At 33.7% G+C, this 17,707-nt stretch carries 19 protein-coding genes and 1 pseudogene; 3 read left to right on the top strand and 17 right to left on the bottom strand.

The genetic code is table 11. The features are described 5' to 3' along the window. The 10 genes from I583_RS00930 to I583_RS00885 all read right to left on the bottom strand — a co-directional run. A partial coding sequence (locus I583_RS00930; protein WP_016249886.1) for a SpaA isopeptide-forming pilin-related protein occupies positions 1 to 2,756 on the bottom strand: 2,756 nt, incomplete at its 3' end. Between the two features lie 50 nt (positions 2,757 to 2,806). Next, positions 2,807 to 3,460, bottom strand: coding sequence for a hypothetical protein (locus I583_RS00925; protein ID WP_010762667.1), 654 nt, complete (start codon positions 3,458 to 3,460; stop codon positions 2,807 to 2,809). 42 nt (positions 3,461 to 3,502) lie between these two features. Next, positions 3,503 to 4,366, bottom strand: coding sequence for a BsaA family SipW-dependent biofilm matrix protein (locus I583_RS00920; RefSeq protein WP_010762666.1), 864 nt, complete (start codon positions 4,364 to 4,366; stop codon positions 3,503 to 3,505). 51 nt (positions 4,367 to 4,417) lie between these two features. After that, the gene (locus I583_RS00915; RefSeq protein ID WP_010762665.1) at positions 4,418 to 5,131 is read right to left on the bottom strand and encodes an LPXTG cell wall anchor domain-containing protein; all 714 of its coding nucleotides are present in this window, start codon (positions 5,129 to 5,131) and stop codon (positions 4,418 to 4,420) included. 26 nt (positions 5,132 to 5,157) lie between these two features. Continuing rightward, positions 5,158 to 6,246, bottom strand: a complete 1,089-nt coding sequence (locus tag I583_RS00910) for a BsaA family SipW-dependent biofilm matrix protein (protein ID WP_010762664.1) — start codon at positions 6,244 to 6,246, stop codon at positions 5,158 to 5,160. Positions 6,247 to 6,298: 52 nt separating this feature from the next. Further along, the gene (locus I583_RS17045) at positions 6,299 to 7,060 is read right to left on the bottom strand and encodes a signal peptidase I (protein ID WP_034682592.1); all 762 of its coding nucleotides are present in this window, start codon (positions 7,058 to 7,060) and stop codon (positions 6,299 to 6,301) included. A 579-nt stretch (positions 7,061 to 7,639) separates the two neighbouring features. Further along, entirely contained in the window at positions 7,640 to 8,503 is an 864-nt protein-coding gene (gene metF, locus I583_RS00900) for a methylenetetrahydrofolate reductase [NAD(P)H] (RefSeq protein WP_010762662.1), read from the bottom strand. Further along, positions 8,504 to 10,768: a 5-methyltetrahydropteroyltriglutamate--homocysteine S-methyltransferase gene (metE, locus tag I583_RS00895; RefSeq protein ID WP_010762661.1), complete on the bottom strand. Its 2,265-nt coding sequence runs from the start codon at positions 10,766 to 10,768 to the stop codon at positions 8,504 to 8,506. 160 nt (positions 10,769 to 10,928) lie between these two features. After that, positions 10,929 to 11,654 carry an epoxyqueuosine reductase QueH gene (locus I583_RS00890; protein ID WP_010762660.1) on the bottom strand — a complete coding sequence of 242 codons (726 nt, stop codon included), beginning with the start codon at positions 11,652 to 11,654 and terminating at the stop codon, positions 10,929 to 10,931. Between the two features lie 343 nt (positions 11,655 to 11,997). After that, the gene (locus I583_RS00885; RefSeq protein ID WP_010762659.1) at positions 11,998 to 12,225 is read right to left on the bottom strand and encodes a hypothetical protein; all 228 of its coding nucleotides are present in this window, start codon (positions 12,223 to 12,225) and stop codon (positions 11,998 to 12,000) included. A gap of 431 nt (positions 12,226 to 12,656) precedes the next feature. On the opposite strand from I583_RS00885, the gene I583_RS16245 reads away from it, so the two are divergent. Both I583_RS16245 and I583_RS16240 read left to right on the top strand, forming a co-directional pair. Further along, positions 12,657 to 12,953 carry a hypothetical protein gene (locus I583_RS16245; protein WP_167584555.1) on the top strand — a complete coding sequence of 99 codons (297 nt, stop codon included), beginning with the start codon at positions 12,657 to 12,659 and terminating at the stop codon, positions 12,951 to 12,953. Then, on the top strand, positions 12,913 to 13,212 hold the full coding sequence (locus I583_RS16240; RefSeq protein WP_167584552.1) for an IS30 family transposase: 300 nt from the start codon (positions 12,913 to 12,915) through the stop codon (positions 13,210 to 13,212). The genes I583_RS16245 and I583_RS16240 overlap by 41 nt, the downstream gene beginning before the upstream one ends. 391 nt (positions 13,213 to 13,603) lie before the next feature. On the opposite strand, the gene I583_RS00875 is transcribed toward I583_RS16240, so the two are convergent. The 7 genes from I583_RS00875 to I583_RS00860 all read right to left on the bottom strand — a co-directional run bounded on the left by I583_RS00875 (position 13,604) and on the right by I583_RS00860 (position 16,831). Next, a complete protein-coding gene (locus I583_RS00875) occupies positions 13,604 to 13,891 on the bottom strand; it encodes an IS30 family transposase (RefSeq protein ID WP_010762656.1) in 288 nt (95 codons plus the stop codon). Next, positions 13,888 to 14,382 carry an IS30 family transposase gene (locus tag I583_RS00870; protein ID WP_425268401.1) on the bottom strand — a complete coding sequence of 165 codons (495 nt, stop codon included), beginning with the start codon at positions 14,380 to 14,382 and terminating at the stop codon, positions 13,888 to 13,890. The genes I583_RS00875 and I583_RS00870 overlap by 4 nt, the downstream gene beginning before the upstream one ends. A 507-nt stretch (positions 14,383 to 14,889) precedes the next feature. Next, positions 14,890 to 15,021, bottom strand: coding sequence for a hypothetical protein (locus I583_RS17040; RefSeq protein WP_279625105.1), 132 nt, complete (start codon positions 15,019 to 15,021; stop codon positions 14,890 to 14,892). 54 nt (positions 15,022 to 15,075) lie between these two features. Beyond that, positions 15,076 to 15,462 (bottom strand): GH25 family lysozyme, encoded by a 387-nt coding sequence (locus tag I583_RS16950; RefSeq protein ID WP_010762654.1) that lies wholly within the window; start codon positions 15,460 to 15,462, stop codon positions 15,076 to 15,078. A 137-nt stretch (positions 15,463 to 15,599) separates the two neighbouring features. Then, positions 15,600 to 15,725 (bottom strand): GH25 family lysozyme, encoded by a 126-nt coding sequence (locus tag I583_RS16945; protein WP_244264854.1) that lies wholly within the window; start codon positions 15,723 to 15,725, stop codon positions 15,600 to 15,602. A gap of 81 nt (positions 15,726 to 15,806) precedes the next feature. Next, positions 15,807 to 15,983 carry a hypothetical protein gene (locus I583_RS16940; protein WP_010762653.1) on the bottom strand — a complete coding sequence of 59 codons (177 nt, stop codon included), beginning with the start codon at positions 15,981 to 15,983 and terminating at the stop codon, positions 15,807 to 15,809. Positions 15,984 to 16,294: 311 nt separating this feature from the next. Further along, positions 16,295 to 16,831: a hypothetical protein gene (locus tag I583_RS00860; RefSeq protein WP_010762652.1), complete on the bottom strand. Its 537-nt coding sequence runs from the start codon at positions 16,829 to 16,831 to the stop codon at positions 16,295 to 16,297. Positions 16,832 to 17,400: 569 nt separating this feature from the next. Between I583_RS00860 and I583_RS16710 the strand changes: the two are divergent. Continuing rightward, a pseudogene (locus tag I583_RS16710) lies at positions 17,401 to 17,662 on the top strand (transposase); the annotation flags it as partial. Positions 17,663 to 17,707: the final 45 nt, after the last annotated feature.

Genomic DNA, 17,707 nt, shown 5'->3' with positions numbered 1-17,707 from the left:
TGACTATCCGTTACTCGGTACTCCGCTCCTGACAAAACTGCCTTACTTTCTTTGTCTACCTTCTTGATCTTGATTCGCCCTTGGCGATTATTTGTAAACGTCAGACTTGCCGTTTGATTCCTCACCACGTCTACAGTTCGATTATTTCCTTCTACTGGCGCCGCTACGTGTCCTGTTGGCGCTGCCGTTTCGGTTACCGTGTATTTACCTGTCGGTAAATTCCCTAATGTATACACACCATTCGCATTGGTTTGTCCACTTCCTACTTGGGCTCCAGCGGCGTTCTTCACTGTATATTTTGCCCCGGCTAATCGTTTTTTCGTGTCGTCTTGCTTGATGATTTGTAGTCCGCCTCTAGCTTGTGTCACACTTAAAGTAGCAGTTCCTTTTATAGGATCAAAAGGTTTTCCTTTTTCTACAAGATTCTCTTTTTTTAAATCGTACTTTCCACTGCCGGTAACTGTATTCACTAAATCTGGTTTACCAACCGTAGTTGCATCCGCTATAGCTGTAAAACTGATCACCAATTTTCCTTTTGTTTGGCTAATAATTGGGGATTTAGAAGCTGAATCAGGTAATCCTTTTGTATTTAATACTGTTCTTGAAGCATTCCAAACCAAATTATCTACAACTTTCTTACTTGCTTCACCATTCAAGGAATAAGTTGTTGTCCCTGCTTTTGCTACAATTCCAGCTGGCAACTTATCTTCAATAATCATTGAACTATATAATGCAATATCTCTAGTTATATTTTCCATCGAAACGGTGTATACAAATTCTTCTCCATTTACAACGGACGCCTTGTTTACTACTTTACTTATTTTTAGCTTTGGTTTTAGTACTACTACATCAGCAATACTTGTTGGAATAGCTCCAGTCAAATTTGCTCCAGTCATTGACCCTTCGTTTCTTCGCGTAGTCCCATCATTTGCTTGACCAACTATCGCTTGGATTTTTATAACATATGTCTTGTTTCTTTCGTGAGTTTTTCCTGGTGCATAATTATAATTAGTAAGCTTATTTCCTACCCATGCTGAATTTGGTTTAGCTTCATCATTTATAGACCACGACTTTAAAGTAACTCCTTCTGGCAACTTATCTGTAAATGCCGCATCTTTCAAACTAGACATGTTTACATTTGTGCTTTCATTTTTCAATACAATTTCATACTCTACGACATCATCATATTTTGCTTTCGTATTCTTTTGATACACTGTCTCTCCAGTAGTTATGTTTCTCACTTTCTTTTGAATCATTGGCTTTGGAGGGTCGAATGGAACTTTTGTCGTCACTGTATTCGATACCTCATTACGCTGACTATTATCAAAAGTTTGAGTGGTAATGGTCGCCTTATTTGTTATTTGTGCAAGACCATCTATTACTGGGTAAGAATTCAAATTTACTTTTGCATTTAACTTTACAGGAACAGTTACTTCAAGAACTCTGTCATAAAAACTTGCTTGCTTTGGATTAATGGCCTTCACTGTCAAATTATTATTTACATCAATACTTGACGTAAACTGAGAAGTCAAATTTTCATTACGCACACTGTCTTTGACAACAATAGCACCATTCTTTTCAACACCATTGGGTAATTTATCGGTGATTTGAAATGCGTTATACCACCACTCTTTTCGTTCATTGGGGATTCTAGTTTCAAAAGTATAAGTAAAATTTTCTTCTTTTGAATTCAACGTATTTGTTGTTGTTTTTGTTTCATTGCTATCGCTGACTTGTTTTTTTATCACAGGTGTTTTAAATGGACGAGCATTGGTCGTCATTTGTATAAAAGTGTATCCTTGGCCACCATTACCAGTCGGCCATTTCGTTACAACATTTCTGTGCTTATCCTCATATTTGATTGAGACAGAAACTCCTTGAAAAATACCCGTGGTGAATGCTTGAGGAGTATTTTCTTTCTGTGCATCCTTCCCCCCTCCAACAAAACGTAATTCATTCCCTGTCATTCCATACCCTAATTGGTTTTGGTGATGAACATATGCTTTATGCCAATTTGAAGCATCAAAATTTGGAAATACTAATTCTTCTGCATAATCAATGTCTCCAAAAGTAAGTGCCCCTTTTACATTGATTGGCGTTGAAGTTCCGCTTTTATAGAAACTAAATGTTTCGCTAATATCATAAATACCAAAAATATCCTGTGTCATTTCTTTTTCAAAAAACCTCAGTACTCCGAATGGCTTTGAACCCGTCCCTAGTTTTAAAGTATAAGAGTCCAATGTTACTTTTATATCTACTCGTTCACCATTATACATCCCTATATTTCTGTACCATAAACCCAATGCACCTTGTTTATTCGCAGGAACTTGCATAACCTTTTGATTGGGTGCCTCTGTAGCGATTACTCCTCCCCAGCCTTCAACTTTGGTCTCAGGTGTAAATTTTATACTTAAATTATAATCAGATGGTATCCAAGTATTGTAATCTCCTAGACCACCACTGACAACTCTATTTCCCGAAGGAGTTAGTTTGCCTCCAACAGCATAGCTTTGGGGATACATACGATTATCATTTCTTAACTCAGAGAAAAAATTTTTTTCTTCTTCTGTAAATTGTTCTGTTTCATCAATAAACTTAGCAGGTTCATCTTCATTAGAGATTTCTTTCTCCTCATTTATTGTTACCTCTTGTTCTTCAGCTTTTATATTACTTACATTTTTTTGAAATAGTACTATCCCCAAACTTCCTATTAAGAATCCAACTACAACTAGTATTTTCATCCATTTATTTTTCATCTTGTATCCTTTCTAAAAAAAAATGAATCTATTCTTACAGAATCTTCACTTTAAATTTGCAGTTTCAATTGATCATCAATTTTTTTTCTAGGATCTTGCGTAGGACTAGTACCTTGCCACCACGCATCGCGATAAGTATATGCTGTCGAATTTACTCCTTCTAGCTTAATTTCAATCTTTATTTCTGCATTTGAATACTGTTCATCTATATTCTTTGAAACGATCGTTACTTGTTTAAACAGACTAGAGCTTGTTTCATTTTTTTTTAATTTCTTTACATAGTAGAAGTAGCCATCTTCTCCATCTATCCAGTCAGTTGTATCAAAGGGAATTTCGATCTGTGCACCTTCTCCTTTAAAACTAGCGGGAAGTACTAAGTCTTCTCCTTCAGAATCAGTGACAATAATTGTTGGTAAGACTAGCAGTCGAACAAACATATCTTGATTTTGGTCATTTGTAATTGCAACTTTTTTTGTGATAGGCGTATCAATTTTTATTTCTTTTGATGGCGTAAATGTCTCTTGGATCGTTCCCTTCAAATCACTCAATCGAAAATTATTGACTTCTTCATCTGTTGATTTATTCGCTGCATAAACATCACGTAAAACAGTTCCAATTGCAAATACTAGAACTACTGACAAAACGATTAACACCCATTTTTTAGGCGTAATTGATTTTTTTCTTTTCTTTTTTTTCGTCCCCATTATTCCCTCCTTCTCTCAACCAAAGCTGGAATCATTTATTTTTTAGTTTAGTTTGTCTTTGATTATTCCATAAACTATACTATCCGTTCCAATTTCCCACTCTTTGATAATTGTTTTTACAGGGTCATGCGCTTCTAAATAGGGATTCAACTGATATAATGCCCCTTTATAAGCATTTGAGATACTTGAAGAAAGTGATACGTTATCCACTAATGGCTCGCTTATGTTTCCAGGTGCTAACACTTCAGAATAGTAAAAATAACCATCATCGTATAACCAATAATCTTTTATTCCTGTTTTAGGAACAGAGGTGTTCATATATGCTGAAAAATTGATTTCAATGAAATCCAGCGGTAGAGACTTTCTTGCCGAGTCATTTAACTTATATCTGCCTTTGCCGTTTGTTCGATCTGCTATATACGCTTTGTTCGCTACATAATAAAGTGAACTGTCTTGATATGTACCGCCTTTTTCTGAAGCTGGTTGCCAAGTAGATACATCTTCACTTTTAACAACTGGCTTTCGCTCATTTGAAACTGTGGTTAGGTTTCCATTTCCGACTTTATCTCTGACATCTATTTTAAAAGTCAACAAATATTCGTATAGAGAAACTCTTACAAGAGCAGGTGATTGTCCTGTGTTTTGTACACGAATTTGTTTTGTCGTATCTTTTCCAGGCTGCCAAGCTAGATTCGGCTTAAACACTTCAGTTAATTCAGCTTGAAAACGTCCACTTTCAAATTTATTTGTAACTGAATCAGTAGATGTAAACCAAGCATAGGTACTTCCAAGAAGCAACAGGCTAGAAAAAAATAGAGAAAAGAGAGCTAAATATAAGCGGAAGCTTCTTTTAGACACTCTTGACTTTTTTTTATATTTTGCTGATCTCTGTTTTTTCTTTTTCAAGAGGTGTTCCCTCCTAACTTCCTAATTCAATCATGGTTTTCGTTATTCCATTTATGAGCGTTTCTTTTGATCGTCGTATTTCTTTTTAAAAATCAACACGGCCATCAATACTATAAATAAACCTAAAGAAATATAAATCAATACATTCCGCCATTCTTCCCCAGTCTGCGGAAAAAATAGTTTCCGTTTCGTTTGTTTATTGTCTTCTGTTCGTTCTGGCTCTTGATTTTTGGTTGCTCTAAATTTCCAAACATTTTCCATCATACTTTTTACCTGAAAATCATTTTTCGTGTATGTATGATCCATTTCAAAAACTGCACGCAAACGTTTACTATCCCCTGGATGAAATGTTCCTAATGAATATTCAGTTTCTTGTAAATTTATTGTATCGCTAATACCAGAAGCCGGACCATCGTACATTTTTTTTCCTGCATAATTCAACACCATGTGGATTGCTTGGGAAAAATCGATTGGTCCGTTTAATGTAGGTTTAAAAATCTGCATACTTAAATCATACGATTCTCTCTTATCTACACTCATTAAATCAATATCAATCGTCCACTTTTTACCTGGTAACACATCTTTGATTTCAACTAGATATTCCCCATCTGATTGAACATGAATTCCTTTACCGTCTCCAATGACAATACCAGAAGGCAATGGTTCTCCCTCCACCCCATGGGCAAAAGTAGGAGAACCACCAATGATTGATAAACTTATAATAATCAAACTGAATAGTTGACAAAGATATTTTATCTTTTCCATTCTATATCACCATTGTTTTCTATTTATTAATAGTCACAAAATTCCACTAATTTATTGTACAAATCTGGGTTACTTTCATCTGTTTTCCATGAGTCTTTGATTGATTGTTGTGCATTTTGAATTCCATTTGCATTTACTATCAAATCAAATTGAAGTAAGCTATAGCTATTGTCTGCTTTCTCCATTAATTTCACACTATCCAAAAGTTGAGGTGTTTGAGTGCCACGTAACACTTTTCCAACAAAATAAAAATACCCGTCCGCTATATTGTAATACCATTTGTTGTTAGTAATCTCTTTTGCTAACTCTGTAAACCCTAACTGAATAAGATCATCTGCAAATGCTTTATATGTTATTTCATCCACAGCAGGTTTATTATATAGTTTACTAGGATCGGCCCAGTTTTCCTTTATTTCATTGTAAGTTGCATCAATCATAGAAAGATATGCTGGATTTACTAATGTTAATTTTTGAGTGGTTCGATCACGTTCGATACTACCTGACGTATTACCAATATATGCTTTTGCTTTAGTACCATCAGACGCTTCCCATTGCGCCACATAGGAATATTCTTCTGGAATAGGCTCCCCAGATGGTTTGTTTCCAGCTGCTTGTACTTCTTTCTCATATATTTTAAAATGATATTCTTTATTATCAACTGTAATATTTTTTACTTCAGTTGATAAATTTGCAGTTACGTCTACATAGCCTAAACTTACATAGTCTGATTTAGAAGGCATAGCTTTAGGTACTACTGGAGGATTTGATAACTCATTCCCTTTATTTGGTCCAGATGCCCAAATATATTTCCCTGTTCCATCGAAATAAATCTCATTGTTATCTCTTAACTTTTTGAATATTTCTTCAAAACTTACGCGAATCAATGCGTCATATTCCGACACATTTGCTACAGAGACTTTCTTTGCGACTCCTTCGCCTGGTGTCCAATTCTCTTCAGGTGTAAATGTCTCAACTATCTGAATGTCATTTCCGGCAATTTCACCCTCAAAATGATTGGTAACTGAGTCCTCACTAGTAAACCAGGCAAAAGTCCCAGCACCCAAAGCTAGTAAAGCTAATAAACCTGCAATAATCAACAACTTTTTATTTTTCATTTTTACTTCCCCCATATAATTTTTATCTAACACTAATCATTAAATTAAGAAGCTATTTTGAGAATATATACATCTTAATTACCAATATAAAACCAAAAACAGACAGCATAAAAATAACAGACACAGCGAAGTTTTTTCGAATGAACTTTAGAACTGCTCCAACTTTTGGAAAAACAATTATTTTTTTCCCTACTACTTGTTTTTCACTAATCGGCAAATCTTCCGTATCGTTGTTATCCCCTTTAGTAATATAATAAGTTCCTTTTACTTTATCCAAGTGATCTAATTTTTTAACCACTCGATGTGTTAAAAAAGCTTCGCTTTTCATTGAAGGCCGGTAGGTAATCACCTCACCTTCTTTTGCAGTATCTCCTTGGATATCTTTTACAATGATGACATCACCAGCATAAAATCCACCAGATTTCTGATCACGTTCATTAGGTGCCATTGAATTTGTTAAAACATTAAATATCCGATAACCAAAAATAGTCTTGTTCTGATCATCACTAAATGCAAAAAGAATCGACATGCAAATCAACCCTAAAGTAATGATATAAAATAGCAGATCTAAAAGATTTCTTAACCATCTGTTTTTTGAAGAAAAGCGATTTTTTTGCAATTTCGACTGCGTTTTCCTTCTTTGAGGCTTCTGTCGTGACGGCGACCGAAGATTCTTTTGACTCTTTCTCTTTACCTCTGATTTGTCGCGTAACCGATTCTTCTGACTACTCTTTAAACTAGAAGAAGGCTTTTTCTTTCTTGGTCTCTTATCAAGAGATAAGCGCTCATGTCTTCTCACTCTCTGTTGTTCCATGATATACCCTTTCTTTCAATCAGTATAAATAACAACTCACTTTCTTTTTAAAACCACCAATAAGTAAGATGTATTTATAAAAACAGACCAAATTAATAATAACTTAATAATAATAAAACACTACCAATAGAATTTTATTTCATCCATTTTACACATTATGTTCATATAATAGATAATAATAGTTGATCCTGTCAACACAACATCCTCATCATCCATTTCACCTTATTTTAAAAAACTTTCATATTAGCTTATATATTAAATAAACTTAAAAAAACAATAGTAAAATAATGTTAAAAATAATTATAAAACCCTTTTAAAAAAAGAAATATTCACTTTTCTAGAAAATATTACAAATACATTTCTTTTTGAAATAAAATGATTTTTGTGTATTTTATTACACTATTGTTTAATAGTTAACCTTACGCAATACAACGCTCAAAAAAACATTGATTTAAAAAGCAGTCCTTTTTTAAATCAATGCTATTCAAGATTAAACAAGCTATAGGTCCATCCTTTTTAAAACTTTTTCCAATATTCCTTAAGCTTGCTTTCTACCTATCTTTATTTTATTTGTTCCAACTATGCTTCAAATAAACTACGCGTAGCCTCTCTGATTTTTTGTGCAACATATGGATTATTCATCGTATACAGATGAATCCCATCAGCTCCTTGTGTAACCAAATCAACAATTTGATTAATTGCATAAGCAATCCCTGCATCTCGAATCGCTTCTGGATTATGCTCATAACGCTCCATCATCTTTAAAAATTTCGTTGGCAGTGTTACATTAGACATCTTGACCATGCGCTCGATTTGCTTTTTATTGACAACTGGCATAATACCTGCTTGAATCGGCACTTCAATTGCTGCGATATCACACTTCTCTTTGAATGTGTAAAAATAATGATTATCAAAAAATAATTGTGAGATTAATTGATTCGTCCCAGAATCAACTTTTCTTTTTAAGTTTCTGATATCTTCAACTGAACTTGCTGCATCACTGTGGGTTTCAGGATAACAAGCTCCGATAATATTAAAATCACCTTGTTCCTGAATAAAAGCGACTAGATCATTCGCATATGAAAAATCTTTTTTCGGCTCTTTATCTGGTAAAATATCCCCTCTCAAAGCTAAAATATTTTCTACCTTTTTTTGTTTCAATTCTTCCAAAATAGCTATGATTTCACCTTTTGAAAAATTTACGGCTGGTAGATGCGCTACACTTGGCAAAAATTGCTCATCTTGAATTTTCTGTGCAATATCAGCAGTACTTAAGTTAGCTCCTGTTCCTCCCGCCCCTAAAGTCACACTGATAAAATCAGGTTGCTGTCCTTTCAAACGATCCAATGTATGATAAATCGTGTCAATCGGTGCAGTTCTTCTCGGTGGAAAAATTTCATAGGAAAAGACGGTTTTATCTTTAAACAAGGTATCTGTTCTCATTTACACCCCTCCACGTACCTTTTTTGCTGCAAGTGTTAAGTTTTTAAGACTGGCTTGTGTTTCTGGTACTCCCCGCGTTTTTAAACCACAATCAGGATTCACCCAGACTTTTTCAATCGGTAATTTCTTTAAAATATTATGAATCGTCGCTTCAATTTCTTTTACTGATGGAACACGCGGTGAATGAATATCATAAACACCTGGTCCGACCTGAGTTTGGAAATCAATCGCTTTTAAAGCATCTAGAATATCTAAATTTGAACGAGACGCTTCAAATGAAATAACATCAGCATCCATATTATCGATATCTTGGATAATATCAGCAAATTCGCTATAACACATATGGGTATGGATTTGTGTCGTCGGCTGTACTTTACTGTGAACAAGACGAAAAGCTGGTATTGCCCAATCTAAGTATTCAGAATGCCAGTCGCTTTTACGTAAAGGCAATTTCTCACGTAATGCCGCTTCATCAATTTGAATAATGCCAATGCCATTGGCTTCTAGATCCAAAACTTCTTCTTGAATAGCTAAAGCTAACTGCAGTGTCGATTCTCTTAAACTGATATCTTCACGTGGAAATGACCAATTCAAAATTGTTACAGGTCCTGTCAGCATTCCTTTCATTGGTTTCTCAGTCAAGGTTTGAGCGTATTTCGAGTATGCTACTGTGATTGGTTTTGAGCGTGAAATGTCTCCCCAAATGATTGGTGGTTTTACACAGCGCGTCCCGTACGATTGAACCCAAGCTTTTTCCGTAAATAGATAACCATCTAGACTCTCACCAAAATACTCCACCATATCATTGCGTTCAAATTCCCCGTGGACTAAAACATCTAAACCAATTTCTTCTTGAAAAGCGATACATTCTGCGATTTTTGCTTGATTAAATACTTTATACTCATATTCACTAATTTCACCTTTTTTGAATTTTGCTCGATTTTGTTTGACTTCTTTTGTTTGCGGAAAGGAGCCAATCGTTGTTGTTGGTAAAATAGGTAATTTCAATTTATCTTTTTGGACCACTGCCCGTTTCATTAAGGCTGGTAGACGAACAAAATCTTTCTCAGTCAATGCTTTGATACGCTTTGCCACTTGCTCATTTTTAGAAAAACGTTCTTGATCGAATAGTGCCCTATTTTCGCGTAAAAAGACTTGATTTCCATCGTTATCTGCCATTATTTTCTTTAAATCATTTAGCTCAGCTAATTTTTCAACAGCAAACGCAAAATGATCTTTAACATCTTTGCTTAGTGTTGATTCATTGTCTAATGTAAATGGTACATGGAGTAGTGAACAGGAGGTATTCAATACAACTTCCCCAAATGGTTTTATTTTTTTTAGTAACGCTAACGTTTGCTGATAGTTGTTTTTCCATATATTCTTTCCATTGATGATTCCAGCAAATAATAATTTATCTTTAGGAAATCCATATGTTTCAAGTAAGCTTAGTGTTTTTCTACCTTCAATAAAATCTAAACCAATACCATCAAAAGGCAATTCAACTAACTCTTGGTAAGCATCTCGAACGTCTCCGAAATACGTTTGTGCTACTATATTTAAATTGCCTTTTTTAGCTAGAAGCTTCTGGTATAACGCTTTAAATTGCTTCACTTCAATTGGTGACAAGTCCAAAACCAAGGCTGGCTCATCAATTTGCAGCCATTCACAATCACGTTCAGATAATTTTTCAAATATTTGTGCATACGCTAGTATTGCAGCTTCATAAAAATCTCCTGCTCGTTTACTTCCTTGATAAGTGGCTAATTTTAACAAAGTAAATGGTCCTAAAATAGTGGGACGAGTGATGATTCCTGCTTCTTTTGCTTCATCGAATGATCTAAAAATTTGATCTCCAACAAGTTTAAGTTCGGTATCATCCTCGATTTCCGGCACCATATAATGATAATTTGTATTGAACCATTTCTTCATCGCTAAGGCTGTAACATCACCTTCTTCTCCTTGATACCCTCTAGCCAATGCAAAATATGTTTCTAATGGCGTTAGTTTTAGTGCTTGATATTTTGTGGGTACAATATTCAGTAAAATTGCTGTATCTAGCGTTGTATCAAAGAAAGAAAAATCACCACTTGGAATAAAGTCGATTCCCTGATCAACTAATAACTGCCAATGCTTGTTCCGTAATTCTTTTCCGGTTGCTTCTAATTCATCTGCTGTGATTTCTTTTCTAAAATACCTCTCTGTTGCAAATTTTAATTCTCTTGACTCTCCTACTCTTGGAAACCCGATAATTGATGTTTTCATACTTTTCCTCCTTCAATAAGGTATTTCAACTACTGTACCATGAGAAAGAATTATAGAATAACACTTAATTTCTATCGTTAAATATAGTTAAAAACTATAATCATTTATTGGATAAAAAAAGACAATGCTTCCATCCACTGGAAATCATCATCTTCATCTACTATTTTTTTTGTACTGCTAAAAATTCTTTTGCTTCTTTATTTACGCCTTTTAAATCTACACCTTGTTTAGTTGCCGCAAACATACATCCACAGTAGCATTGGCGATATACATCATACTCTTTACACAACTCAATCGAACGTTTATAGCCATTATTTTTCTTAAAATCACTAGGTAAATAGTTGGTTGCATAAAATTTTTGAATATCTATCCCGATTTCATTGATCAATTGACTGTTTTTCTTTGGAGACAAGGTCAATGCACTGCCAAAATAATCATAACCCAATTCTTGGGCCTTCTCAGCTACGATATCTAAACGCATTTGAAAACAGGCCGAACAACGTTTTCCGCCCTCTGGTTCTTCTGTCAGTTCCTTTTCCTTTACCATTTGGATAAACTTATTAGGTTCGTATGGTGCTGATAAGAATTTAACTTGATTATTTGTCTGTTTATTGAAATCTTCTACAAATTTCTGCTGCACAATTTCGCGGCGTTGGTATTCTGCTCTTGGATGGATATTTGAATTAGCAAAAAAAATCGTCACATCCGCATATTGTGTCAAATACTCAAGTGAATAGGTGCTACAAGGTGCACAGCAACTGTGAAGTAAAATGGTGGGACGAACATCCGATTTTTCCCATTCTGCAATAACTTTTTGCAGGACACGATCATAATTGATTTTTTGATTGGGTGACATTTTTTCTGTTATTTCTGTTAAGTTTATCATTATGACTCCTCCGTATAAATTATACATTCCTATTTATTTTACTTTTTTAATAATCATTTATCCAGCGATTCTTTGATCTTTTATACAGAATTTGCTAGATAGTCATTAATTTTTTAGTAAGCGAGTCGTTGATTACATTTTACTAGCTTTTGATCTTACCCAAATTGTTCAAAGTAACTATCGTAAGACTCGTTGGAGGTAAACATAGCGACATAAAATAAAAAAGTGTGACAATAATCAGTTTTCGTCTGATTATTGTCACATACTCTTATTAAATAGTTGGTTTACTTCTTTATATCTTCATCAACAACATTCGTTGACAAAGAGCATATAAATTTAAACCTTAATTATTGACCTTAGAAATATTTACAGATCCGATATATCCAGGTTCATAATTTTCAACTACAATTAATGGGTCAGTTTCATCTTCTCCAACTTCAAAAGTTGTTGTTACGCAATAATATCCCTTTTCTGCAGGTATTCCTTTATCTAATGTCGTATTAAAAATCTCACGACTCTCCTTACTGCTAGGATCACTTTTTAGTGACAACTTAACGTAGTGACCAACCAAATTATTATCCATAGGTTTAAAATAGACAGTAGCTCTATAAACTTGATTTGCCTCTAATGCGTCTTTTCCATTATAACGCTTATAAATACTACTAGAATGTATAATTTAAGTGCAACACTAAAAATTGAAGGTGGAAAAGCCTGCTATAATTGTGTTGACGAATTATATCAACTAGGAGGTATTCAGCTATGACTTCATATAGTTAGTCTTACTATACGTGAGCGGGAAATGATCTTTCTCCATCATAGTTTTACTAAAGGAAACCATTCGTAAGCTACTTTTTGAAGAACAATGGGTCTCCAGAACAGATAGCGAATAGAATTAACCTAGAGAACAATGAATCTGTCATTAGCTACCCTACTATTTATCGTTCTATTTATAATGTTCTATTTGATGACGGATTTCCTGTAGGTAGTGCTAGGGAACGAAAAATGTTAAGACGAAAAGGAAGAAAATCAGTGAATAAAAGAATCGGTGATTTTCGTGGACGATTTACTGATGTGAAAACAATTCATGAACGTCCGACAAAAGCTGAGACTAGAGAAGAACTTGGGCATTGGGAAGCAGATAGCGTTCTATCTGTACGGCACTCTACAGTTGCATTAGCTACATTGTACAAGACCGTTATAAGACCTAAAAAATGCCTAAAAAGACGTCTCATAACATGTATAAAGCATGTGTCAGCTATTGAAGGATTACCCAAGCGCTGTAAAGTCGATTACCTGTGATCGAGGAAGTGAATTTATCAATCAAGGATATGTCGGTTTGATTGAGTCTAAAGGTAACAAAATTTACTTAGCAAATGCTTATAGCCCGCAAGAACGTGGCTGTAATGAGAATCATAATGGGCTACTTAGAGAATATTATCCTAAAGGGACTGATTTAACTCCTGTTGATCAACAGGAGTTAAATCAAGCTGTAGAATCGACCAAGAAAAACATTGAATTGGAAGTCGGCTCAATTGGTATTCCACAAAGAATTACGTAAAGTAGCGCTTATTTAAATTGGTCTAAATGTTATATTTCACAAAGTTTCCAAGGTATCTATAACAGGTAACATATGAGTCATTTTTTTATTAAACATACTAAGGAACGTTAATTTAAAGAGCTTTGATTTTCGCATTTGGTACTGAAATTCAGCCGCATTAAACTACTTTGTATAATACATCTTATTTTAACTAAAAAAGGCGGATGTAAATAGAAAATGCAACATCTTAATTAAATCTTATACAATATTACTGGGTATATATACGTCGTCCCCTTCAAGTTTTAATACCTCATTTTTAAAGATTTCTGCGCAAGTTTTGAACCCATGTATCTTTTTAGGCCTAGTATTAAGTTGAGTAGCGATATAGATCATATCAGACTGAGATTGTGATTCAAACGTCTGTTTTTTTTGGCAAGTAAGCTCGTATTAAGCCATTTGTATTCTCGTTGGTTCCTCGTTCTTGTGGCGCATAAGCATGAGTAAAATACACTTTTTTATGATAATTTCGTTCAATACAGCTTATGAAAGTACTATTTGCGAATTCACGACCTCTGTCACACGTAATCAAGTGTACAGCGTCTCCGTGAAGCGACATGAACGTATCTATTACAGGAATCATTGGACGACCGCTCTGATTCGCTGCTAAGGGCCATGAAGGTGTATCTGGATTTGCGTTCAATGAGCGTTACAATGCACTTTTTTTCCTTCTCTTGATGGAAGTACACAATCAATTTCCCAGTCTCCTAAACGTTCACGCTTATTAATGACACTAGGGCGCTGTTCAATAGATCTTTTTAACACCATTTCGCTTTCATTTCTGCCTAAAGCTCTATACTTTCTTGCTGATCTCTTACAATATCGCTTAACTAATCTGCGGTCAAGCTCTTTAATAAAGCCACGTAAAACCCAATTATAGACAGTGTTTACGCATACGGATACCCGTGAATCAGCATTTACAATTTGTTCTGGCGACCATTTTTTCTTGTAACCTTCAATGATTGCGTCCTTCATTTCATCAGTCAGTTTCGTATTCCTGCCAATTTTTAACTTTCTATATCTAGCATTATTCTGGGCAATTAAAACGTCGTAACGGTACATATGCTGTCGTCTTTTAGGAGAATATCGTTCATAGTCTTGATACTCTTGACTACGAATAATCTCCCTAGAAATTGTGCTACGACTATATTTTTTTAATAATTTGATTGCTCTTTTTGTGACTGTTCATTTCCCAAATCATTATTTTTTGAATAAGATATGATTTTATTATTCTGGGTAGATTCTTCGCTTAAAGAACTTGATCGTGAAATATTTTTGTTACCTTCGTCATTTTTTTTTGTGATTTATTTCTATAATTGATCTCATTATTCATAGAACTTTGCTGGATTATTTAGGTGAAAATAATATTGATACTAGTACCTCTATGGGAAAATTTTTTTCTTTACAATTATGAGTGCTTACGCTGAAATGGAGGCTGATTTAACTGTTTCTGAGATTGCTAGACTTAATAATATTAAATAATCATAATATACCAAAAAAACAAAATGCTAGTCTACTAAAAAACTTTAAATTATTTACATGTAATCTATACATACCTATCAATAATATTGATATTTTATTCTTTGTAACTTTTTAAATGTCTTATACACTTATCTGTCATTATCATATGACGATTGAAAGTCAAATTTTTAAATCGTCGTCTAAAGTAATTGATTCTAATAATTTCTTTCCATCAGAATTTGTACCTGGAATACCTGGAGCTTCATAAAGTTCAATTTTTTGCCCAGATTTCCCAGCAAATTCTCTTCTCAATTGTTGTGCACCATCTGATAAACTAGTACGATAAGAATAATAGTTAACTCCTTACTAGGTTTCAAAATAATATTGACCATCCAAATAAACCATTAAACGTTTAGGCAATTGAAACTCGTCAGAACTAAGGGTCAGATAAATATAAGACAATCCATTTTTTACAGCAGTATCTAATAAATTTTTATTATTGTTAGTAGTGAAACGACCTGAATAATCAATATTATAATCAAAGTTAATTCCAGGAATAAAATCAAAAAAACCTTGACTACTCCATTGCCAAGCGGCTATGTCTGTGTGCAATAAGTTATTAGCACTTGGGTTCGCCGGCCATTCTGCCACCCAACTATTTTCTTTGCCTAAAACGTCATATTCCATCCAATTATTGTTAAACCAACTAGCGCTAGAATAATGTACGACGTTTTTGAAGCCACGTTTTGCCAATTAATCTCTAAAGTAGACAGAAACTTTTGCGGCATCCGCGTTAATCATTGGGATAGTTTCCGCGTCATTAACCATGACACCATTTTTGGATAGACCTAAGTCTTCTGCGTAATCCGCATAGTAATTGGCTTGATCGATTAAGAAAAATGATACGTTGAAACAGTTAGACCTGCTTTTTTGGCAATGTTAACTTGACTAGGTGCTAATGTTTTTTTATAGGTTGTCCCTTCAGTTAATTTAACTACTACGCCTTTAATTCCCATGTTTTTCATCTTTTGAAATTGTTCTACAGAAATTTCTCCATTATGAGAGGAAATATCGATAAAGTTTACTCTCGGAGGTGTTTAACTGAGGCTGCGTTTGCTTCGTAGCAAGGGAGGATTGACAGGGGCATTTTGAGCAAAACTTCCTAATTCATAGTTACTCGTCACAATATTTTTTGCTTCTGCTGGAACACTCGTTATAAGACCTCCAAAAGTTAGTCCTATTCCTAAAACAAATAACTTAGCTGAAATTTTCATTTAACCATTCCTTTCTGTTAAATAATTATATTACATTAAATGAAACTATACGAACAATTTTTCTATAGATTAAATTATTTAGGTTTTAAACAAATAGTATATGTAAAAAGAGTGGATTTCACACTCTTTTTACATATACTAAGTTATTAAAGAACCTTGTCATAAATTATTTGTTCAAGAAGGGGAATAAGTTCTTGAACATCAATTAGAGAGTTTCATCCCCGTGCTTTGAATCAGAATGTATTTATTACAAAATAGCTTTCATTCCAAGTACTATATATGCTTTTTTTGCTTTGCTAATAATCTGATGATTACTTTCTAACGAATTCTACAGTGAAATTTTCATGACTATTTTTATTACTTGTGACAAGGGACATAGAGGCTAAAACATCTGTATAGATTGGTCCATCATCAGCTGAAAACTTATAGCTTTTTCCATCATCTGATAGACTAAATTTCCAATTTATACTCCCATTCTTGGCTCCCATATAGACTCCTCCCATAGGATACCAAACAGTATTACCTGCTTGATAATTTAAGTATTTACCCGAACCAGAGTCATAAATTTTATATGCAACATTTTCTTGTACAATTCCATTAGTAACTAATTGATAACTAGACCCGTTATCCTTGTCTGTTGTTAAATTAACCCAATCTGAACCAACATCTACATATCTCGTTTTCCAATATTTTGCTTTAAATCCTTCTGGGTTAGCTTTTATAACATAGTTTCTATTCCCTACAACATCATCACCATTCGTATCTTTTAATGTTGCTGCTGAAGCATCGGCAGTTTGCATAAATAATGTACCTAAGATCACTGAACTTATTAATAATAATTTTTTCATTATTGTAATACCCTCTTTCAATTATAATTTGATTTCCAATCATTTTTTAAACATTTAAACTTTCCTTCAAGATATTCGTCTAATAAAAATCACCACTTTCATTTTTCAAATACATTTATTATTATACATAAACTTATTTATTCAAAAGTATCAAGATTAGTTCGAAAATAAATATATATTGATTTTATTATTCTAAGAAATGTGCTGTGATTCAAAAAACTTTATATTTAATTTATTCTAATATATATCAATTATCATTCTTTAACCTCGTTTTACATTTGCCTAAAGGAAGGCATATAGATTAGCATCTAATTTTTTATTTTATTCTTCATTGTTGTAGAAAATAATTACATTTAGCCTTTTTGTTATTAAAATCTGAAGGAGAAAAATTAGTCAGTTAGATATTTTGTGAGCGTTCACAGTTAAAACTATTTAACTAAATGTATTATTGAAAATAAAAACTTATATATTTTCAGGTATAAAGTTACTTCTTTACTGACGGAAAAAGTGTCTATATCTTTTAGTATAAAAAGTTGTACTGAAGTGATGATGATTGATCGATTATTTGGTTTTTCCACGAGTTAATTGAAGCTTTTCGAGACAAAGAGCCCAACTTTTTTACCTTATTAAAAGATTCCAGAAGCGTTAGATGATAACTTTCGTGAGAAACTTCAACCCCCTTTAACCTACGAAGAAGGAATTACTAATGCGATGCTCTATCCTTACTCTAACGGAAAAATAGAAACAAAGAATACCCATATAAAAGCAATAAAACGTATATCCTACGGATTTAAAACATTGCAAAATATCAAAAAATCTGAGACAGAATAAAGTTCATTCTGTCCCAGATTTTTTACAAATCACCAGTTCTTATTG

This window comes from Enterococcus haemoperoxidus ATCC BAA-382 (assembly GCF_000407165.1).
In the GTDB taxonomy this organism is placed as follows: Bacteria; Bacillota; Bacilli; order Lactobacillales; family Enterococcaceae; genus Enterococcus_L; species Enterococcus_L haemoperoxidus.
Note: the sequence above shows the minus strand (reverse complement) of the source record. Positions and strands in the feature narration are given on the sequence as shown.